The 21,597-nt window shown below is 38.3% G+C and carries 21 protein-coding genes and 2 tRNA genes; 14 read left to right on the top strand and 9 right to left on the bottom strand.

From position 1 onward, the window contains the following. Positions 1-58: 58 nt before the first annotated feature. Positions 59-967, bottom strand: a complete 909-nt coding sequence (hemF, locus tag M997_RS13125) for an oxygen-dependent coproporphyrinogen oxidase (RefSeq protein WP_064720551.1) — start codon at positions 965-967, stop codon at positions 59-61. A 133-nt stretch (positions 968-1,100) separates the two neighbouring features. Between hemF and M997_RS13120 the strand changes: the two genes are divergently transcribed. The 8 genes from M997_RS13120 (at position 1,101) to cysM (ending at position 8,706) form a co-directional block, all read left to right on the top strand. Further along, the gene (locus tag M997_RS13120; RefSeq protein WP_064720550.1) at positions 1,101-1,538 is read left to right on the top strand and encodes a GNAT family acetyltransferase; all 438 of its coding nucleotides are present in this window, start codon (positions 1,101-1,103) and stop codon (positions 1,536-1,538) included. 341 nt (positions 1,539-1,879) lie between these two features. Continuing rightward, positions 1,880-2,476: an RpoE-regulated lipoprotein gene (locus M997_RS13115; RefSeq protein WP_239994686.1), complete on the top strand. Its 597-nt coding sequence runs from the start codon at positions 1,880-1,882 to the stop codon at positions 2,474-2,476. Positions 2,477-2,618: 142 nt separating this feature from the next. Next, positions 2,619-3,515, top strand: a complete 897-nt coding sequence (locus M997_RS13110; protein WP_064720549.1) for a Dyp-type peroxidase — start codon at positions 2,619-2,621, stop codon at positions 3,513-3,515. Between the two features lie 279 nt (positions 3,516-3,794). After that, the gene (gene cysP / locus M997_RS13105) at positions 3,795-4,814 is read left to right on the top strand and encodes a thiosulfate ABC transporter substrate-binding protein CysP (protein ID WP_064720548.1); all 1,020 of its coding nucleotides are present in this window, start codon (positions 3,795-3,797) and stop codon (positions 4,812-4,814) included. Continuing rightward, positions 4,814-5,647 (top strand): sulfate/thiosulfate ABC transporter permease CysT, encoded by an 834-nt coding sequence (gene cysT, locus M997_RS13100; RefSeq protein ID WP_064720547.1) that lies wholly within the window; start codon positions 4,814-4,816, stop codon positions 5,645-5,647. The genes cysP and cysT overlap by 1 nt, the downstream gene beginning before the upstream one ends. Next, positions 5,647-6,513, top strand: a complete 867-nt coding sequence (gene cysW / locus M997_RS13095) for a sulfate/thiosulfate ABC transporter permease CysW (RefSeq protein WP_064720546.1) — start codon at positions 5,647-5,649, stop codon at positions 6,511-6,513. Before cysT ends, cysW begins: the two co-directional genes overlap by 1 nt. A gap of 51 nt (positions 6,514-6,564) precedes the next feature. Further along, on the top strand, positions 6,565-7,653 hold the full coding sequence (gene cysA, locus M997_RS13090; RefSeq protein WP_064720545.1) for a sulfate/thiosulfate ABC transporter ATP-binding protein CysA: 1,089 nt from the start codon (positions 6,565-6,567) through the stop codon (positions 7,651-7,653). Between the two features lie 168 nt (positions 7,654-7,821). Continuing rightward, a complete protein-coding gene (gene cysM, locus M997_RS13085) occupies positions 7,822-8,706 on the top strand; it encodes a cysteine synthase CysM (RefSeq protein ID WP_064720544.1) in 885 nt (294 codons plus the stop codon). 493 nt (positions 8,707-9,199) lie between these two features. On the opposite strand, the gene crr is transcribed toward cysM, so the two are convergent. The 4 genes from crr to cysK form a co-directional block, all read right to left on the bottom strand. Further along, entirely contained in the window at positions 9,200-9,709 is a 510-nt protein-coding gene (gene crr, locus M997_RS13080; RefSeq protein WP_023581647.1) for a PTS glucose transporter subunit IIA, read from the bottom strand. 49 nt (positions 9,710-9,758) lie between these two features. Further along, positions 9,759-11,486: a phosphoenolpyruvate-protein phosphotransferase PtsI gene (gene ptsI, locus M997_RS13075; protein WP_064720543.1), complete on the bottom strand. Its 1,728-nt coding sequence runs from the start codon at positions 11,484-11,486 to the stop codon at positions 9,759-9,761. A 136-nt stretch (positions 11,487-11,622) separates the two neighbouring features. Beyond that, positions 11,623-11,880 carry a phosphocarrier protein Hpr gene (gene ptsH, locus M997_RS13070; RefSeq protein WP_064720542.1) on the bottom strand — a complete coding sequence of 86 codons (258 nt, stop codon included), beginning with the start codon at positions 11,878-11,880 and terminating at the stop codon, positions 11,623-11,625. Between the two features lie 329 nt (positions 11,881-12,209). After that, on the bottom strand, positions 12,210-13,163 hold the full coding sequence (cysK, locus tag M997_RS13065; RefSeq protein WP_064720541.1) for a cysteine synthase A: 954 nt from the start codon (positions 13,161-13,163) through the stop codon (positions 12,210-12,212). Positions 13,164-13,360: 197 nt separating this feature from the next. Between cysK and M997_RS13060 the strand changes: the two genes are divergently transcribed. After that, on the top strand, positions 13,361-13,933 hold the full coding sequence (locus M997_RS13060) for a hypothetical protein (protein WP_248846340.1): 573 nt from the start codon (positions 13,361-13,363) through the stop codon (positions 13,931-13,933). A 42-nt stretch (positions 13,934-13,975) separates the two neighbouring features. Here M997_RS13060 and cysZ read toward each other — a convergent pair whose 3' ends face one another. Continuing rightward, positions 13,976-14,746, bottom strand: a complete 771-nt coding sequence (gene cysZ / locus M997_RS13055; RefSeq protein ID WP_064720540.1) for a sulfate transporter CysZ — start codon at positions 14,744-14,746, stop codon at positions 13,976-13,978. 221 nt (positions 14,747-14,967) lie between these two features. On the opposite strand from cysZ, the gene zipA reads away from it, so the two are divergent. From zipA to M997_RS13035, 4 genes are all read left to right on the top strand, one after another. Further along, positions 14,968-16,002 (top strand): cell division protein ZipA, encoded by a 1,035-nt coding sequence (gene zipA, locus M997_RS13050; RefSeq protein ID WP_064720539.1) that lies wholly within the window; start codon positions 14,968-14,970, stop codon positions 16,000-16,002. 59 nt (positions 16,003-16,061) lie between these two features. Beyond that, positions 16,062-18,089 (top strand): NAD-dependent DNA ligase LigA, encoded by a 2,028-nt coding sequence (gene ligA / locus M997_RS13045; protein ID WP_064720538.1) that lies wholly within the window; start codon positions 16,062-16,064, stop codon positions 18,087-18,089. Between the two features lie 228 nt (positions 18,090-18,317). Further along, positions 18,318-19,502: a NupC/NupG family nucleoside CNT transporter gene (locus tag M997_RS13040; protein WP_064720537.1), complete on the top strand. Its 1,185-nt coding sequence runs from the start codon at positions 18,318-18,320 to the stop codon at positions 19,500-19,502. A 169-nt stretch (positions 19,503-19,671) separates the two neighbouring features. Then, positions 19,672-19,896 (top strand): DUF3820 family protein, encoded by a 225-nt coding sequence (locus tag M997_RS13035; RefSeq protein WP_064720599.1) that lies wholly within the window; start codon positions 19,672-19,674, stop codon positions 19,894-19,896. Between the two features lie 25 nt (positions 19,897-19,921). Here the strand turns inward: M997_RS13035 and M997_RS13030 are convergent, their stop codons facing one another. Beyond that, positions 19,922-20,347, bottom strand: a complete 426-nt coding sequence (locus M997_RS13030; RefSeq protein ID WP_082918445.1) for a MarR family winged helix-turn-helix transcriptional regulator — start codon at positions 20,345-20,347, stop codon at positions 19,922-19,924. Positions 20,348-20,565: 218 nt separating this feature from the next. Here M997_RS13030 and M997_RS13025 point away from each other — a divergent pair, with 218 nt between their 5' ends. Continuing rightward, on the top strand, positions 20,566-21,318 hold the full coding sequence (locus M997_RS13025) for an SDR family NAD(P)-dependent oxidoreductase (RefSeq protein WP_064720535.1): 753 nt from the start codon (positions 20,566-20,568) through the stop codon (positions 21,316-21,318). A 63-nt stretch (positions 21,319-21,381) separates the two neighbouring features. Here M997_RS13025 and M997_RS13020 read toward each other — a convergent pair. Further along, positions 21,382-21,457 (bottom strand) — tRNA-Ala (locus M997_RS13020). A 28-nt stretch (positions 21,458-21,485) separates the two neighbouring features. After that, positions 21,486-21,561: transfer RNA gene (locus tag M997_RS13015), tRNA-Ala, on the bottom strand. Positions 21,562-21,597: the final 36 nt, after the last annotated feature.

The raw sequence follows: 21,597 nt of genomic DNA, 5'->3' as shown, positions 1-21,597 counted from the left end.
TTACTTTAAATAAAGCCACATTATTTAAGTGGCTTTATCTTTCATTATCTAACCAGTTTTACACCCACTCTTTTTGAATTAAGAAGTCAGTATATAATTTTGCTTCTGGTGAATTAGGCTCAGGGGTTTGATTATATTCCCAGCGAACAAGTGGTGGCATCGACATTAAAATAGATTCTGTGCGTCCTCCACTTTGTAAGCCGAATAATGTGCCTCTATCCCAAACTAAATTAAATTCCACATAGCGGCCACGGCGATATAGTTGGAATTGACGCTCACGTTCACCCCAGGGCATTGTTTTGCGTTTTTCTACAATAGGTAAATAGGCATCGAGGTAACCTAAGCCAACTTGCTTAACAAATTCAAAACAGTGGTCAAAATTTGGCGTGTTGAGATCGTCAAAAAAGAGTCCACCAATACCACGTGGCTCATTGCGGTGCTTGAGATAAAAATAGTCGTCACACCATTTTTTATAACGAGAGTAATAATCCTCGCCAAAAGGAGAGCAAACTGACTTAGCAATTTTATGCCAATGAATTACATCTTCTTCAAATCCATAATAAGGTGTTAAATCAAAGCCACCACCAAACCACCAGACAGGCTCTTCTCCTTCTTTTTCAGCGATAAAAAAGCGTACATTAGCATGAGATGTTGGAATATAAGGATTTATTGGATGAATTACCAATGAAACGCCCATTGCTTGAAAACTACGACCACTTAACTCAGGGCGATGTGCTGTTGCTGACTTAGGTAAACTGTCACCATAGACATGAGAAAAGTTAACACCCGCTTGCTCAAAAATAGCCCCCTCAGTGAGTACTCTAGTACGCCCGCCACCACCTTCTTTTCTTTCCCAATTGTCTTGTTGAAAAGTGGCTTTTTTATCCACGGATTCAATAGAATGACAAATGGTATTTTGCAGAGACAAAAAAAATTCTTTAACACGATGAATATCAGGTAAGCTCATAATAACCTACAATTTTTATCATATTTATTAAAAATAAAGTTTTATATTCTCTATGTTCTCATTTTCAAGTTGATTCATAAACTAAACAAGCGATAATAAATTAAGATTTATATGACCGATAACAGGCAAAACCATGGAAATACGACTATTTCGCCAAGATGACTTTGAGGCAATTATTACACTTTGGGAGCGTTGTGATTTAATTTCACCTGATAACGATCCTGAAATTGATATTGAAAGAAAAATTAATCACTCACCTGATCTCTTTTTAATTGCTGAAGTTGCAGGGGAAATAGTAGGAAGTGTGATGGGGGGCTACGATGGCCACCGGGGATCTTTATATTATTTAGGTGTACATCCTGATTTTCGTGGCAGAGGTATTGCGAATGCGTTAATTTCTCGCCTTGAAAAAAAGCTTATTGCTAAAGGTTGTCCGCAAATCACCTTGGTGATCCCAGAAGAAAATGATGCCACTATTTTTATGTTTGAAAAATTGCTATATGAAGATCAAAACCAAGAAAGCACAACCTACACTAAGCGTTTAATTGTTGATCAAGATTTTGATCTTTAATATTTACAGCTAAAGCCCCTTATTAATTAGGGGCTTTATGTTCTCTCTTCTCATCTTTTTAAACCCCCATCTTATTGTATTATCTTGTTTATCTTATTCATCCGATGAGGATGGTTGCTTGTTTATTAACCTTACTTTATTCATTACTTGGCAGATATCGAACAATATGGAACAAAAAGATATATAGGTGGTCGTAATTAGGCTTTCTTTTTCATGTCATTATCGCAGATTAAGTTTGCTTATATTTTGTTATGCTTATTTATTACTTGGGTATCCATTATTACCGAGGTGGTATTAGTGTTATTTTTAATGTGTTATGAAAAAGTTTAACGGAGAGCGTTATGATGCCTAAATTTTGGTTACCCTTGTGTTTAAGTACAAGTGTTCTATTACTCAGTGGCTGTTCATCCATGGGGGGGATGTCTTTTTCTGCACTAAATCCAATCAATTGGTTTTCTAGCGATAATTTGATGGTTTCTGCTGATGGTTTAGGAAATATTACTGGCTCAACAAAAATCACTGAAAGTGAAATAAAAAAAGAATTAGGAAGCCGTTACCATTATCGACAAGGTATGGAAATGCAAAATGGCGATATTATGGTGATTTTGCAAGGACTTGAAGAGAATAAGGTTCGAGTGGCGTTTTATGGTAAAGAAAATGGTACCGTTGATAAAATAGAAATTTCTGACCCTAAAGTAGAGACAACATGGGGTACAGCAATGGGTACGCCATTTAAAGATATTTATAAAAAAGCATTTGGCGCTTGTAGTAAAGGACCTGTAATTGACGAACAAAAAACTATTTTGTGTCAGTCAGAACAAGCTAAATCAGTTAGCTATGTATTTAGTGGAAAGTGGGATGGCCCAGATGGGTTAATGCCACCTGATACTGCATTAACTGATTGGAAAGTAATACAAATTATCTGGCAGAAAAAATGACACCAAGATATTCTTTATAAAATACATCTGATTTAGCACAACAGAGCAACTGAAGTTTGTTAAAAGGCAAATCTTAGAAAATAAATATTAGATATAATCAGACATTATTCTGAGCGTTTTGATTATCGATTAGGGAAGCAATATGTCTCATGCACAAAGTGGCATTTTAGTCGCACATAGTAAATTTGGTCTGTTTATTGAAGCAATGGTTGTGGGTGAATTAGATCTTCTGCGTCAAGGATGTCAGAAATTTATGCAATCACTTTCTGATTTACAAAAGCAATTTCCTGATGCTTCGTTGGGTGCTGTAGTTGCATTTGGTTCAGATCTTTGGAAAAAACTATCAGATGAAAATAGTGCTCCAGAGTTAAAACCTTTTCGCCCATTAGGTAAAGGTTTGGCTCCTGCAACACAGCGTGATTTCTTTATTCATATTCAATCGATGCGCCATGATGTGAACTTTACATTAGCTCAAGCTGCACTTGCTGCGTTTGGCAATGTAATTAGCGTTGAAGAAGAGATTCATGGCTTCCGCTGGACTGAAGAGCGTGATCTTAGTGGTTTCATTGATGGTACAGAAAACCCACAAGATGACGAGCGTTATGGTGTTGCACTTATTAATGATGGTGTGGATGCTGGTGGTAGTTATGTGTTAGTACAGCGTTACGAACATAACCTGAAAAAATGGGCACGTTTTAGTGAGTCTGAACAAGAGAAAATGATTGGACGTACTAAAAAAGATAGCGTCGAATTAGATGCGTCAGAACGCAATGTTACTTCTCATGTTTCTCGTGTCGTCATTGAAGAAGAGGGCGAGGAATTAGCTATTTTGCGTCATAGTCTGCCTTATGGTACAGCAAGTGGAAAGCACGGGCTGTATTTCTTAGCATATTGTGGCCGCCTACATAATATAGAACAGCAGCTATTAAGCATGTTTGGTGAATTAGATGGTAAACACGATGATTTACTGCGAATGAGTAAACCAGTCAGTGGTAGTTACTATTTTGCACCGTCTTATGAAGTATTAAAGGCGCTATAAGTATTAGGTTTTATTAAAAATACCTTATTTAAACAAAACGCCAGCTTTGAGAATAAGCTGGCGTTTTGTTTCTACTTAGTAAGTTCTCTTTTTGTCGCTTTCTTCGCTGAATTTTTTTCAAGTTAACTCAAAGTGATTTATTTTTGGCTAATTAGCACAACTTTTATTCATTTTTAATAACTGCTAGTTATATCAAATAACAAAAGCTAACTACACTGTTATAAATAAAGCCGATACAGTAACCCTTAGAACAACACATTCAATGACGGGTAACTTTTAATGAAGAAAAACACAATAAGAACCTTTGCATTACAGGCAACCGCAGCATTGTCGTTAGTTGTGAGTAGTTATGCAGGGGCGGCACAATTACTTAATAGCTCTTACGATATCGCAAGAGAGCTATTTACAGCACTTAATAGCGACTTTAAAACACAATGGGATGCTCAACATCCTGATGATAAAATTACCATTAAACAATCTCATGCAGGTTCATCTAAACAAGCACTTGCCATATTGCAAGGGTTACCCGCTGATGTCGTGACTTATAATCAAGTGACTGATGTGCAAATTTTGCATGATAAAGGCAATTTAATTCCTACTAATTGGCAACAACGTTTACCAAATAATAGCTCACCTTATTACTCGACTATGGCTTACCTCGTTCGTAAAGGAAATCCTAAAAATATTACTTCATGGGAAGATTTAACCCGTGACGATGTCAAAATTGTTTTCCCTAATCCTAAGACATCAGGCAACGGGCGTTACACTTACTTAGCCGCTTGGGGTGCTTTTGAAAAAGCTTATGGTACTGATGAAAAAACCCGTGAAGCGATGACTAAGTTACTGAAAAATGTTGAAGTGTTTGATACTGGCGGCCGTGGCGCAACCACCTCTTTTATAGAGCGTGATTTAGGGGATGTATTAATCAGTTTTGAATCAGAAGTGAATAATATTCGTAAGCAATATGGTGAGGATGATTACCAGGTTATTGTGCCGCCTGTCGATATTTTAGCTGAGTTCCCCGTTGCTTGGGTAGATAAGAACGTTCAGCGTAATGACTCAGAAAATGTTGCAAAAGCCTATCTTAATTATCTTTATAGCCCTAAGGCCCAAGAAATTATTACGCAATTTAATTATCGCGTAAATGATAAAGCAGTTATGGCACAGAAAGCAGCTCAGTTTCCTGCAACCTCTCTATTTACTCTCGAAGAGGTGTTTGGTGATTGGAATAATGTAATGAAAACGCATTTTTCTACAGATGGCACCTTGGATAAATTGTTAGCACAAGGACGCAGATAATGTTTGCCACAACCAGCAAGCGAGTTTTACCAGGATTTGGATTAAGTCTAGGGGGAACACTGTTTTATACTTGCCTGATCCTTTTATTACCTATGAGTGCGCTGGTTGTGCAGTTATCTGATATGAGTTGGGCGCAATATTGGGCCGTGATTACCCATCCTCAAATTATCGCCGCTTATAAAGTAACATTACTAGCAGCAGGTATTGCAAGCTTGTTTAATGCGTTATTTGGCATGTTGTTAGCGTGGATAATTACACGTTATCGATTTCCTGGCAGACAATTACTTGATGGTTTAATGGATTTACCTTTTGCCTTACCCACTGCTGTTGCGGGATTAACACTGGCAACGCTTTTTTCAACACAAGGTTGGTATGGTTTTGTATTAGATAAGTTTGATATCAAAGTGATAAATACATGGATTGGTATTGCTGTTGCCATGTCATTTACCAGTTTACCTTTTGTGGTAAGAACCGTTCAGCCTGTTTTAGAAGAGTTAGGACCAGAATACGAAGAAGCAGCAGAAACACTGGGTGCTAGCCGCTGGCAAACATTTCGTAAAGTAGTATTACCTGAATTATCCCCCGCATTATTAGCAGGAACAGCGCTTTCTTTTACGCGTAGTTTAGGTGAGTTCGGTGCAGTGATTTTTATTGCAGGCAATATTGCATGGCAAACAGAAGTTGTTTCTTTGATGATTTTTATTCGTTTACAAGAGTTTGATTATCCTGCGGCAAGTGCTGTTGCCTCTGTGATTTTATTGGTTTCTTTAGTCTTACTGTTTGCAATTAATGGGTTACAAAGTCGCTTTGGACAACGCTTAAGGGGGCATTAATGTCAGGTTTATCAGACTCAATGCCACAACATTCAGTGTATCGGAGTCCAATTAACTGGGTTAAATGGGGACTGATTATTACTGGCGTTGTGTTATCGATTTTATTTTTGGTAGTACCGATAGCATGGATCTTTATGACCGCGTTTTCAAAAGGTATTGAAGTTTTTAATCAAAATTTACTCAATAGCGATATGTTACATGCTGTTTGGTTAACAGTATTAATTGCATTGATAACTGTGCCAGTAAATATGCTTTTTGGTGTGAGTATGGCATGGCTAGTGACCCGGTTTCAATTTCCGGGACGTCAGTTATTAATGACTTTAATTGATATTCCTTTTGCAGTATCGCCAGTCGTTGCAGGTCTGTTATATCTTCTTTTCTACGGTAGTAATGGCTGGGCAGGCCAATGGTTAGCCGGTTTTGATATTCAGCTAATGTTTTCATGGCCGGGAATGGTGTTGGTGACTGTTTTTGTGACTTGCCCTTTTGTGGTTAGAGAATTGGTTCCTGTGATGATGAGCCAAGGAAGTCAGGAAGACGAAGCGGCTGTATTATTAGGCGCGAGTGGCTGGAAAATGTTTTGGCGGGTCACATTACCTAATATTCGCTGGGCGCTGTTATATGGCGTTGTATTAACTAATGCGAGAGCTATTGGTGAGTTTGGTGCAGTTTCTGTGGTTTCAGGTGCAATTCGTGGTGAAACCTATTCATTGCCATTACAAGTTGAATTATTGCATCAAGATTACAACACTGTGGGGGCATTTACTGCTGCGGCATTATTAGCATTGATGGCTATTTTAACCTTAATGATTAAAAGTGTATTGCAATGGCATCTGGCTCGCCAGCAGCAACACGATCATCATTAAAAATAATTACTATTAACACTATCACCACTGACACATAGGTAGAGGCAAAATATGAGTATTAAAATTAATAACGTCACAAAATATTTTGATCGCACTGAAGTGTTGCATGATATTAATTTAAATATTGATTCAGGTGAAATGGTGGCATTGTTAGGCCCTTCGGGTTCAGGTAAAACAACCTTATTGCGCATTATTGCTGGGTTAGAGCATCAAACTCAAGGCAATCTCTCTTTTCAAGAAAAAGATGTCAGTCGTTTACATGCAAGAGAGCGTAAAGTGGGTTTTGTGTTCCAACATTACGCCCTGTTTCGCCATATGACAGTATTTGACAACATTGCATTTGGTTTAACCGTTTTACCTCGTCGTGAAAGACCAAATAATGAGGCTATCCGTAAAAAGGTTGAGCAATTATTAGAGATGATACAGTTACCGCATTTAGCACAACGCTATCCTGCTCAATTGTCTGGTGGTCAAAAACAACGAGTAGCATTAGCAAGAGCATTAGCTGTAGAGCCGCAAATATTATTGCTTGATGAGCCTTTTGGGGCTCTTGATGCAAAAGTAAGAACTGAGTTACGTCGTTGGTTACGTGAATTGCATGAAGAGCTTAAATTTACCAGTGTATTTGTCACTCATGATCAGCAAGAAGCGATGGAAGTAGCTGATCGTATTGTCATTATGGGTAACGGCAAAATAGAGCAGGTCGGTACGCCACAAGAAGTATGGCAATCACCAACAAGTCGCTTTGTGCTGGAATTTTTAGGTGATGTAAATCACTTTCAAGGCGAGATTAATGGTGCTCAGTTGCAAATTGGTGGTTATCATCTTCCATTATCGGTAACACCACTTTATCAGGGACAGGTCGATGTGTTTTTACGTTCTTGGGAAGTGACGTTAAATGCTCATGAAAATAGCGTTTGTCGATTACCTGTTAAAGTAATAGAAGCCTCTCCTAAAGGGCATTATTGGCAGCTTATTTTACAACCTATAGGTTGGAGTAATACGCTAATAACAGCAATTTGGAACGATATCGCTACTGCACCGATTAAAGGGGAAACTTACTATATGGGGGGCGCCCAAGCACGTTTATATGCGGGTGATACCCCCTTAAATACAGTTTCATTAGCTTATACTGCATAATTTTATCTATTATCAATAAGTTATTTAATTTATGAATACCCGTACTAAAGATAGTGTGGGTATTTTTCATTGTGTTGATATTTATCTAATTTCGTTAATGTTATTGCGTTAATAAAGCAAATGTGATTTCTTCATAGATATAGACTAACAAATGATCAGGGACTTACTGTGGCTGGGTTAGAACAATTTATTGGTAATACACCGTTAGTAAAACTACAACGGCTGACACAAGGTGTAGATGCTGAAATCTGGGTTAAGTTAGAAGGTAATAATCCGGCAGGTTCAGTGAAAGATAGAGCTGCTTTATCAATGATTGAACAAGCAGAATTACGAGGTGAAATTCAGCCGGGTGATACGCTGATTGAGGCGACCAGTGGTAATACAGGTATTGCACTTGCAATGATTGCCGCTGTAAAAGGTTACCACTTAAAGCTTTTAATGCCTGAAAATATGAGTAAAGAACGTCAGGCTTCTATGCAAGCTTATGGCGCGGAGCTTATTTTAGTTAGCCGTGAAATAGGTATGGAAGGGGCGCGAGATTTAGCACAACAAATGGAAAAAAAGGGTGAAGGGAAAGTGCTCGATCAGTTTAATAACCCGGATAATCCTCGAGCGCATTTTATCTCTACAGGGCCTGAAATCTGGCAGCAAACCCAAGGCCGTATTACTCATTTTGTTTCAAGTATGGGAACAACGGGCACTATCACTGGTGTGGCGAGTTATTTAAAAACACAATCTGATAATGTTCAAATTGTTGGGCTTCAGCCTGAAGAGAAAAGCCAAATTCCAGGGATCCGTCGTTGGTCACCAGCATATTTACCAGGTATCTTTAAAAAAGAGCTGGTGGATAAAGTCATAGATATGTCTCAAAATGAAGCAGAAGAGACTATGCGCCGTTTAGCAAGTCAAGAGGGCATCTTCTGTGGCGTAAGTTCTGGCGGTGCTGTAGCGGGCGCTCTGCGCGTTGCAAAAGAAAATCCTGGGGCGGTAATTGTGGCGATTATTTGTGATAGGGGTGATCGTTATTTATCAACGGGCGTTTACTCGTCATAATTCAAACTGCAGCGTTGTTGACTACGTTTACTCGCACTAGCCACATACTTATGTATGCTCCTAGTGACTCATTCACTTGTCGCCTAGCGGCATCTTGAATTTTTTAGAGTAAAAAATATTGTCATATTTTAAGTTGCAGCGTTGTTGACTAGGTTTACTCGCACAAGTCACATACTAATGTATGCTCCTAGTGACTCATTCACTTGTCGCCTAGCGGCATCTTGAATTTTTTAGAGTAAAAAATATTGTCATATTTTAAGTTGCAGCGTTGTTGACTAGGTTTACTCGCACTAGCCACATACTTATGTATGCTCCTAGTGACTCATTCACTTGTCGCCTAGCGGCATCTTGAATTTTTTAGAGTAAAAAATATTGTCATACTTCAAGTTGTAGCGTTGTTGACTGCATCTAGTATTTCTTAGTTTTTGAATATAAAAAAACCGCCACAACAACATATGGTTAGTGGCGGTTTTAATATCATTAATCTGTTAGATTATTTTTTAATCTGAATAATAACGGTTTCACCAACGGTAACAGGGCCTGTCATTTTGGTTAAACTTTGAATTTCATCCATATTAGAAATAACAACTGGAGTAAGTACAGATTTTGCTTTTTCTTCTAGCACAGCCAGATCAAATTCTAAAATAGTATCGCCAACTTTTACTTGTTGACCTTCTTCAGCGATACGTTTGAATCCTTCACCTTTCAGTTCAACAGTATCAATACCGAAGTGGACAAATAACTCGATACCATTGTCTGATTCAATAGAGAAAGCATGGTTAGTCTCGAAAATTTTACCGATAGTACCATCAACTGGTGCAACAATTTTATTACCAGCAGGTTTGATAGCAATACCGTCACCTACGATTTTTTCAGCGAAAACAACATCAGGAACATCTTCGATATTGACGATTTCACCAGAAAGTGGTGCAACAATATCAATCGTGCCACTGCCTTTCTTTTCCTCTGAAACCAGTGATTTTAATTTATCAAACAGACCCATGAATCTTCTCCTAATTATTTTAGTTGGGACCGGGCTCTGGCTAATGCGATTAGCACAGTGTTTTTTCTTTAGTAAAAGTTTCTACTAAGTCCATTAATTCCTTCGCCGTTGGTTGAGCAAGTGCTTGCTCAGCTAATGCTTTCGCATCATCGAAATTCGCATTGCGAATAATTTTCTTGATGCGAGGAATTGAAATAGCACTCATACTAAACTCATCTAATCCCATGCCTAAAAGCAACAGGGTTGCTCTTTCATCCCCGGCAAGTTCACCACACATTCCAGTCCATTTACCTTCTGCATGTGATGCATCAATAACCTGTTTTATCAGGTTAAGTACTGCTGGTGACATTGGATTATACAGATGAGATATCAGCTCATTTCCACGGTCTACAGCCAGAGTATATTGTGTTAGATCGTTAGTCCCAATACTGAAAAAGTCAACTTCTTTTGCCATGAGACGTGCCATTACGGCCGCCGCAGGGGTTTCAACCATGACACCGACTTCGATAGACTCATCGAAAGTTTTGTTTTCTGCACGAAGCTGGCTTTTCAGTATTTCAAGTTCTGCTTTCAATGCGCGAATCTCTTCAATAGAGATAATCATTGGAAACATAATGCGTAGTTTACCAAAAGCAGATGCTCTTAAGATAGCACGTAATTGCGAATGAAGGATCTCTTTACGGTCAAGACAAATACGAATTGCTCTCCAACCTAAGAATGGGTTCTCTTCTTTTGGTAGGTTCATGTAAGGTAAGTCCTTATCGCCACCAATATCCATAGTACGGATAATAACGGCTGGGCTTCCTACTGCTTGTGCCACAGCTTTATAAGCTTGGAATTGTTCTTCTTCTGTTGGGAATGAATCTCTATCCATAAATAAAAATTCAGTACGATACAGACCAACGCCTTCAGCACCATTACGTTCAGCACCCGCAACATCACGTACGGTACCGATATTTGCACAAACTTCAACCTGATGACCATCAAGTGTTATCGCAGGTAAATCTTTTAACTTTGCGAGCTCATCTTTCTCATGTAGGTACTCAGCTTTGATAGCTTTAAGTTTATCAAGTTCCTCTTCAGATGGATTAATAATGATTTTATTATTAATTGCATCAAGGACAAGATAATCGTCTTTTTTTATGGTTTGAGTCGCATTAGATGTTCCAACAATGGCAGGAATTTCTAAAGAACGCGCCATGATCGATGTATGAGACGTTCTACCACCCAGATCGGTAATAAAACCTAAGACGTTTTCTAAATTAAGTTGTGCGGTTTCAGAAGGGGTGAGATCAGGAGCAACTAAAATAACTTTTTCTGCAATAGCGCTTAAATCGATGATTGGCATATCTAAGATATTGCGCATTAAACGTTTGCCAATATCTCGCACATCAGCGGCACGCTCTTTTAAATACTCATCATCTAAGGCTTCTAATGCCATTGCTTGGTCTTCAATAACCGATTGAACAGCGGCTTCTGCAGTTTTCTTTTCACCTTTGATAAGGGTCACAATTTCTTGTTCAAGTTCCTCATCTTCGAGCAACATAATATGGCCTTCAAAAATTTCGGCTTTATCTGCTCCCAGATTTTTTTCAGCACGCTCTTTAATAATTTCTAGTTGTTGCGCTGATTTATTACGGCCATCTTTAAAACGTTCAATTTGATTGTCTATTTCATCACTTTGAATTTTACGTTGGCTGATGATAAGAGGCTCTTCTTTAAGAAGTAGAGCTTGACCGAAAGCGATACCTGGTGATGCTAAAATTCCTGAAATCATAATTTATCCTACGACTTGCTGGTGATAATTTTAAAAGAATAGGATCTTGCGACACTGCTGTTTTAAAATCATCTTTGGGTGATCCCCCTGAAGGTTATTCAGGGGTGTGTACAATGTTAATGGTCTATCAGAGTTATTACTCTAATTCAGCCATTAATTTAACTAAGTGTTCAACAGCCTGTTTTTCATCTTCGCCTTCAGCAGAGATAGTGACGACAGTGCCTTGAGTTAAACCTAAAGTTTGTAATTTAAATAGGCTTTTAGCGCTGGCAGATTTACCACCAGAGATAAGGCTGATATCAGAAGAAAATGTTTTGGCATCTTTTACTAACTGCGCAGCTGGACGAGTATGTAAACCGTTTGGTGCTGTAATAGTAACTTCTTGCTGGTACATAGGATATTTTCCTTTTATAACTCAAGTTTTCACATTAAGTCAGGACTTAGTAAGTGTAGATGAAATTGTCCTGCTTTGCGTAGCAATATCAGATAAGATAAAACGAATGTATCATCTGATAAAAATTTATCGTAGAAATATAAATGAGAGTTGTTTTATTTTCTCGTTTATTTTCTGATTAATTTCGACCTTCGAAATAATTAATTGATTAAATACTAAACTCGAAGGAATAAATCACCTGTCTACGTAGCAAAGTTTGATCTCCACCACAAAAAAAGCACCATATAGGTGCTTTTTTAATAAGTTGTTTACAATTAAATGTGCTGGGGTTAGTTATCTGCGATGTCTGCAAAAAGTGGTGTACTGAGGTAACGTTCACCAGAAGAAGGTAAAATAACCACAATTTGCTTATCTGCAAATTCAGGTTCTTTTGTCAATTTAACAGCCGCAGCAATCGCAGCTCCAGAGGAAATACCTGCCAAAATACCTTCTTTAGTCATTAATTCACGAGCGGTATCAAAAGCTTCCTCGTTAGTAATTTGCTCAACACGGTCTAGTAATGTTAAATCAAGGTTTGCAGGAATAAATCCGGCACCAATACCTTGAATTTTATGTGGTCCTGGCTGAATTTCTTCTCCTGCTAATGCTTGTGTAATAACAGGCGAACCGGTTGGTTCAACCGCTACCATCGTAACTGCCTTACCTTGAGTTTTCTTTAAATAGCGACCAATACCTGTAATCGTGCCGCCAGTACCTACACCTGCAATCACGACATCAACTTTACCATCGGTGTCATTCCAAATTTCAGGCCCTGTAGTTTTTTCATGGATCTCAGGGTTTGCTGGGTTACTAAATTGCTGTAATAGCAGATAGCGAGTAGGGTCGCTATCACGAATTTCATTTGCCTTATCAATAGCGCCTTTCATACCTTTAGCGCCTTCTGTTAGCACTAAATTTGCGCCTAATGCTTTAAGCAATTTACGCCGCTCAACGCTCATGGTATCAGGCATTGTTAGAGTTAATTTATAACCGCGCGCAGCTGCAACATAAGCAAGTGCAATCCCTGTGTTACCACTTGTTGGCTCAACCAGTTCAACGCCTTGCTTTAAAATCCCTTTTTTTTCTGCATCCCAAATCATGTTTGCACCGATGCGGCATTTAACGCTAAAGCTTGGGTTACGAGATTCTACTTTAGCCAAAATATTGCCATTTCCGAAATGTTTTAAACGGATAAGTGGGGTATGGCCAATGGTTTGCGAGTTATCTTCGAAAATTTTGCTCATTTTAATCCTCGGTACATCATTTTTATAAGGTCAGATGAATTTACCATACGCCATCAAACAAAAGATGGAAATAAGCTTTATGAATATCCTTATAACTATTTCTACTTTTTATTCCAAAAAAATCTAATCAATACAAAGTGAGAAATTCCACATATTAATTATAGTGATGAATGTTATGATGATAATCAGGATAAATTATGAGTCTGTTTATTATAAACACTGAGGTAGACATGGAAACGATAGATGAGTTAATCGAGGTATTAGAACAAGCAATTCCCGAATTAGACGCTCAAGCATTACGTGAAAACACACCGGAATCAGATGCTCAGGAAGATGTCCTAAATTGGTTATATGAGTCGCTTTCTGCTCAAGGATTAATGGATTACGTTGAATGGACAGAATATTTCGGTGAAATACCAGAATTAAAATCTTTAGAGCAAGTTACTTTTTCACAATCACCTAGCGCACTCATTTTATCGCAAGTTGAAAATATAGAGTGGGATGAAGTGAGTGTTGACCCCTATATGTTGCCTTATGAGCTGCCTTATTTGGAATATATCAACCATTTTTTAACGGAAAAAGGATTACGATTAGTGGATCTTACTCCATTTGAAAATGGCTATATTCTCTGTGTTCATGATGATGAAGAGATTTTAGAAAAATTAGATTCTGTCTTGAATATTTTTGAAATGGGAATTAATGAACGCGAACCTATGGATGAATCACAAACATTAGAATATATCCATTCGCTTATTAATTCGGGCGAATAAGAAAAATAAGGCTCCAACTAAGGAGCCTTATTTAAAAGTGATTTACCATTGGCCTTTTTCAATATGCTGGTTGCGATAACGATCAACCCACATTGCCGTTGCGCCACAAATTGCCACTGGCATGATGACTAAATTTAAAATAGGTATCATGGTAAAAATATTAATCACAAAGCCAAATTGTAGGTTATTCCATTTATCCTGTTTTAAAGAGGATTTCATTGCTGCAAATGATATTTTGTGATTATCAAATGGAAAGTCATTATATTGAATTGCCATCATCCATGCACCAAAGACAAGCCATAAAATAGGTGCGACAGTTTGGCCTACTACTGGAATAAAATAGAGTAATAACAAAACAATAGCTCTTGGAAGATAATAAGCTATTTTGGTTAATTCTCGTTTTAAAATACGAGGAACATCTTTCATAATTCCCATAACACCCGTATCTGGTGGCGCAATACCGGTAATTTGGCTTTCAAGTTTCTCAGCGAGTAAGCCATTAAAAGGGGATGCAATAATATTTGCTATGGTGCTAAAGAAGTAGGTAAATACCAATAAAATAAAAATGACAGAGAGTGGCCAAATTAAATAACTTAACCACTGTAGCCAATCTGGTACTTTTTCCATCATCCAATTGACCATGTCACCAATTTGGCCATATAACCACCAAAACGCGCTACCGAGAATAATAATGTTGGCAAGTAAAGGTAAGATAACAAAACGCTTTAACCCTGAGCGTGTGATTAAACGCCAGCCAAGAGCAAAATAATGAAATCCATTTAAATTTTTAGTCGTTTCAGTCAAATTTGTCATACTTCCTATTCTCTCCTATGAGTGCAAGCTAGTATCATATAGAGAGATAATCAGCCTTACTAGTCACTAATTGTCTAAAAAATGCGCATAAGAGATTGAAGAGTGTATCTTTGTGACAAGAAAATTAAGTATTGGCTTGCACTTATAAGCATTGGCAAATACTCTTAGTAAAAGAATATTCGCCAACGTGGCTATTAAACCTCAAGACAACAGAGATAGAAATGATGCAGCAAAATTTGCGTCTGATATTAATCGTTGTTGGTGCGATTTTAATCATAGCTTTGTTATTACACGGCTTATGGATTGGTCGAAAAGAGCGCTCCAAGCTTTTCCGTAATCGCCCAGTAAAACGTCAGAAACAGAATTATCAGTCAGATGAGAACGATGACGAGCCACCATATGAGGCTAGCCATCAGACATCATCTTTATCCACTTCTGAAAAAGAAGAGAATGTACCGCCAATAAAAGTGGAGAGTACATTTGAACCTGAAATATCAGAGGTTGGTAAAGATCCATTATTGTCTGGATCCCCGACACATGGGCATTCTAACGATACATCATCACAACAAGAACCTAGTCTTGGTGTTTTTGATGCTATTGAAAAAGAAAATGCCACTGTTGTTAAGGGTGAGCCAAGAGAAGCAACAACGATTTATGTTGAAGAGAAAGCTATTTTTTCTCATGCGACTCACTCAGATCATATTGCTGAACCTGATAACCCGTTATCAGATAATGCATTGAGTGCTGATATTACTCATTCAGAGGCTAAACCTCATCTTGATACTCACCCTGAAATGGAAGACGCTGAAGATACATCAGCACATCCTCCGGCTGAAAAAGAGCTAGTCTTAGTATTGAATGTGAGTGCGCATCATGGGCAAGTGTTAGATGGCGAAATTCTTATGCAGAGCATCCTTCAAACAGGGTTCCAGTTTGGTGCTATGAATATTTTCCATCGTCATTTAAATCCATCAGGTAATGGGCCTGTTTTATTCAGTTTAGCGAATATGGTAAAACCGGGTACATTCAACATAGAGACAATGGCAGAATTAACCACGCCGGGTGTTTCAATGTTTATGATGGTGCCATCTTATGGCGATGCTAATCAAAACTTCAAATTGATGTTGCAAGCCGCTCAGCGGATTGCTTCTGATGTGGGTGGTGTTGTGCTGGATGACGAGCGCAAACTACTTACACCACAAAAAATCGAGCTTTATAAATCTAGAATACGTAGGACGCTAGATTTAAATCAATAACTTTTATTTGTAAAAAAGCCCCCGCTTGCGGGGGTTTTTCTTCTTTGGTGATATAACTCATGAATAAAAATATCCAACAACGTATTGATGAACTTCGCGCTACCTTACGTCACCATGAATATCTCTACCATGTCATGGATGCACCCGAAATTCCTGATGCTGAATATGATCGCTTAATGAATGAGCTAAAAGCATTAGAAACTGAACACCCGTCATTTATTACACCTGATTCTCCAACTCAACGAGTTGGTGCTCTGCCTTTAACGGCATTTGAGCAAGTTAGACATGAAATACCTATGCTTTCTCTAGATAATGCTTTCGATGAAGCGACTTATGAGGCATTTGATAAACGAGTACGTGACCGCTTAAAAAATAATCAAGAAATCACCTTTTGCTGTGAATTAAAACTCGATGGTTTAGCGGTCAGCTTACTGTATGAAAATGGTGTGTTAGTACAAGCTGCAACTCGAGGCGATGGTACTACAGGGGAAAATATCACTGAAAATGTGAGAACCATTAAGGCTATCCCTCTGCGTTTATATGGTGATGATATCCCCGCTCGTATTGAAATTCGTGGTGAAGTCTTTATGACTGAAAAAGGCTTTGAACATTTAAACGAAGAAGCAAGACGTACTGGCGGTAAAGTATTTGCTAACCCACGTAATGCGGCAGCTGGATCATTACGCCAATTAGATCCTCGAATTACGGCCAAACGTCCACTCACTTTCTTTTGCTATGGCGTGGGCGTGCTTGAAGGTGGTGAATTACCTGCAAGCCATTATGAGCGCTTGCAGCAGTTTAAAAAATGGGGATTACCCGTTAGTGATGCAGTAAAACTCTGCACTGGCAGTAGAGCTGTTTTAGCTTTTTATCAGCACATTGAAGAAATTCGCCCTAATTTAGGTTTTGATATCGATGGCGTAGTTATCAAAGTCGATGATATTGCACTACAAGAAGAATTAGGTTTTGTATCAAGAGCACCACGCTGGGCAATTGCTTACAAATTCCAAGCTCAAGAACAAATAACCGTCATCAAAGATGTCGAGTTCCAAGTCGGTCGTACAGGGGCAATAACACCTGTTGCACGCCTAGAACCTGTACAGGTTGCGGGTGTGATTGTGAGTAATGCGACACTCCATAATGCAGATGAAATTGAACGCTTAGGGCTTCGTATTGGCGATACGGTTGTTATTCGTCGTGCAGGCGATGTTATTCCACAAGTTGTTAGTGTGATTGAAGAAAAACGCCCTGAAAATGCTCAGGAAATCGTTTTTCCTACCCAGTGCCCTATTTGTCAATCAGACGTTGAACGTATTGAAGGAGAAGCTGTTGCGCGTTGTACGGGGGGCTTAATTTGTGGTGCTCAACGTAAAGAAGCGTTAAAACACTTTGTTTCACGCCGTGCAATGGATGTTGATGGCATGGGTGATAAAATTATCGACCAGCTTGTTGAAAAAGAATACGTAAAAACGCCGGCTGATCTTTTCCGTTTAGATGCGAAAATATTAGCGGGTCTAGAACGAATGGGTGAAAAATCAGCAGTAAAATTAATTAATGCTTTAGAAAAAGCCAAATCTACGACTTTTGCACGTTTTATTTACGCGCTTGGAATACGAGAAGTAGGGGAAGCAACAGCAAATGGTTTAACAACACATTTTGCGACACTCGACGCACTTCGTCATGCAGATATTGATGCTTTAAAAGCAGTACCTGATGTAGGCGATATTGTGGCTAAACATGTTGTGAATTTTTTCCAAGAAGAGCACAACAAAATAGTTATTGATCAACTAATTCATGATGCAGGAATAACTTGGGCAGCCCCAGTTATCGTGACTCATAAAGCAGGTGATAATGCTTTTGCTGGTAAAACAGTGGTATTGACAGGATCACTTTCACAACTAACACGTGATGAAGCAAAAGATAGGCTTGTTGCGCTAGGTGCAAAGGTGAGTGGTAGTGTTTCTAAAAAGACAGATATGGTGATTGCAGGAGAAGCGGCAGGCTCTAAGTTGGTGAAAGCTAATGAGTTAGGTGTTACCGTCATTGATGAAGATGAAATGATAAGATTACTTGATCTCTCGGAATAACCACTCTAGTATCTACTCTGTGTTACTGAGAAAGCCTCTCAGTAACACTTTTTACTTAAGCTAAATTTACAATTTGCACTTCTTCAAATACCCACAAAGTGTGATCAACCTATCTTATTTAATAAATAGTGTGTATATAGTTTCATGATATTGTGATGAAAATCACATCCTAATGTTACGCGTTACATAAAATGCTCCTCAAGATTTATTTTTATTTTTGGAGCATGCATGTCCTCTATCATTCACTTCGTTTTGGCACTTGCCGTTATCGGCGCATTAGCATTCATTGCGAGTAATAATCGCAAAGGGATCCGCTTGCGTTATATCGTGCAGTTATTAGTAATTGAATTAGCATTAGCATGGTTCTTCCTCAACTCTGATGTTGGTGAAGGCTTTGTTCGTGGATTCGCTGGATTATTTGATCACTTATTAGGTTATGCAGCACAGGGTACAGAATTCGTATTCGGTGGCATGATGAAAGGTGGTTTAGCGTTCTTCTTCTTGAATGTTTTATGTCCAATTATCTTTATTTCTGCATTGATTGGTATTCTTCAACATATAAAAGTATTACCTTTCGTGATCCGTATTATCGGTACTGTACTGTCTAAAGTGAACGGTATGGGAAAATTGGAATCTTTCAACGCCGTAAGTTCATTAGTTCTTGGTCAATCAGAGAACTTTATTGCCTATAAAGATGTATTAGGCAAAATGTCTCAACGTCGTATGTACACTATGGCTGCAACAGCAATGTCGACGGTATCAATGTCGATAGTTGGTGCATACATGACAATGTTAGATCCAAAATATGTTGTTGCTGCACTGGTTCTGAATATGTTCAGTACATTTATCGTCCTTTCTGTTATTAATCCATATTCAGTTGAGAATGAAGAAGACATTCAAATGGGTAATCTACATGAAGGCCAAAGCTTCTTTGAAATGTTAGGTGAATATATCTTAGCTGGTTTTAAAGTAGCATTAATCGTTGCTGCTATGCTGATTGGTTTTATCGCCTTAATTGCTGCGGTTAACGCCATCTTCAGTATGATTTTCGGTATTAGCTTCCAAGATTGTTTAGGTTATGTTTTTTATCCATTAGCATGGGTTATTGGTGTGCCTGAACAAGATGCATTACGTGTTGGTAGTATCATGGCAACTAAATTGGTTTCTAACGAATTCGTTGCAATGGGTAGCCTACAAGATGTAGCCGCAGAACTTACTCCACGCTCTGTAGGTATTCTGTCTGTATTCTTAGTTTCATTTGCTAACTTCTCTTCTATCGGGATTGTTGCAGGTGCGATTAAAGGTTTGAACGAAATGCAAGGTAACGTAGTTTCTCGTTTTGGCCTGAAATTATTGTTCGGTTCAACATTAGTTAGCTTCTTATCAGCAGCTATCGCAGGTCTATTTGTCTAATAAAATCTAAATTAGATAAATAGCATGTGAATTAAATAACAATGTAAATCGCGCAACTGGTAAAACAAGTAACAGAAAAATAAAAGCAGCTCCCTTAGGGCTGCTTTTTTTATCGTAAAATTCCCTTATAATCGAATTAATATTTATGGGAAAAAGTGAAAATAAAACAATGCTAGAAAAACAGCACTTAATTGATATTGCTAATACACAGATGCCATTTGGTAAATATAAAGGGCGTATGTTGGTGGATCTGCCTGAAGAGTATTTACTGTGGTTTGCTAAAAAAAGCGCCTTTCCAGAAGGTAAATTAGGGCAATTAATGGAAATGACTCTAGCTATTAAAATAGATGGCTTAGAAGAGCTTCTAAAGCCGTTAAAGCAGAATCGCGGGTAGGCTGTAACTAAATGAGATCAGTGCGTTATTTTTCGCTCGCTAGCGCTGCAATAATTTTATGACTTAACTCAATAAAAATGGCTTGCTCTCCTTGTGTTAAGCTTTCACTGACTTTTAGCGCATTTTGTTTGCGGCCTAATGCCGCTTTTTCTAAAAATGTTTTTCCTGCCTCAGTTAAATGAGTAATAAACTCGCGTTTATCTTGTTCAGACTGATATTGGGCAATAAATCCTAACCTTTTTAATCCTCTCATAAACTTAGACAGATTTTGGCGTGAAATGGCCAATTCATCACTAAGTTGTGAAGGCGTTAAATCACCACGTAAACGTAATAATTCTAAAATATCATATTGCCCCCAAGTGACTAGCTCTGGGCTATAACGTGTACGCTGCGCAACAAGTGTGCACTGTAATAGTGATAGTGCATTTTCTAGTTCTATTTCTTGGTTCATCAATAATCACTCTATGTATTCATTTTAACTAAAGTTAATAGTAACAGTTCAACTATGGCATATAAACTTTATATTGATTAACTAAGGTTAATCAAATACCCTGTTTGTATATAGTTAACTTTGGTTAATTATTTAAGGCTTTAAATCCAAGATCCAACACAACAAAGAGCTTATTAATCATTGCTTTTTTAACAAGTAACAAAGAAAGGTATTAAGAAATGAATAATTTTGAGAATAAAGTTGTACTTGTAACAGGTGCAAGTACGGGTGTTGGCGAAGGCATCGCTCAATTATTGTACCAGCGTGGTGCAATGGTATTTATTTCAGGGCGGAATTTAGCGCAGATAGAACATTGTGCTCGTGCTATTGATGCTACTTCTAATCGAGTTATTGCTATCAAAGCGGATATGTGTGATCCGTTACAAGTGGAAGAAATGTTTGATATTGTAATGCAACGGACAGGAGCATTGCATGGTTTAGTCAATAATGCAGGTATAACAGGGCCGCATAATACCTCTATTGTTGATTACCCAATAAATGATTGGAAAGCGGTGATGGACACCGATATTAATGGTGTTTTCTATGGATTGAAATACGGTATTCCAGCAATATTAAAAAGTGGAGGAGGGAGCATTGTGAATCTTTCATCTTCTAACGGTATTGTTGGTATTGCAGGAATATCAGCTTATACCGCTGCCAAACATGCTGTTTTAGGTATGACTCGCTCCGCTGCTTTAGAATTTGCCGATAAAGGAATTAGAATCAACGCGATTGGCCCAGGTTATGTTGATACACCGCGTATGCAGATGCTACCTAATGATGTACGAGAATGGATGGCAAGCACACATCCAATGAAAAGAATGGCAACCAGAGAAGAAGTTGCGAAAACAGCCGCATTTCTACTTTCAGATGAAAGCAGTTTTTCAACTGGGGCTTTTTACGCTATTGATGGTGGTTATACTGCACAATAATAAATCACAGAAGATAATGGAAAAGAAAAACCCCGAAGATTTCTCTTCAGGGTTTTTAAATTTTGGTGGAGCTAAACGGGATCGAACCGTTGACCTCTTGCATGCCATGCAAGCGCTCTCCCAACTGAGCTATAACCCCACATAAGTGGTATGTTCTGCAAGTATATTGGTGGAGCTAAACGGGATCGAACCGTTGACCTCTTGCATGCCATGCAAGCGCTCTCCCAACTGAGCTATAGCCCCAACATACTGGAACGGGCTTGATAATAGGCAACAAGC

The organism is Proteus hauseri ATCC 700826, assembly GCF_001654965.1.
In the GTDB taxonomy this organism is placed as follows: domain Bacteria; phylum Pseudomonadota; class Gammaproteobacteria; order Enterobacterales; family Enterobacteriaceae; genus Proteus; species Proteus hauseri.
Note: the sequence above shows the minus strand (reverse complement) of the source record. Positions and strands in the feature narration are given on the sequence as shown.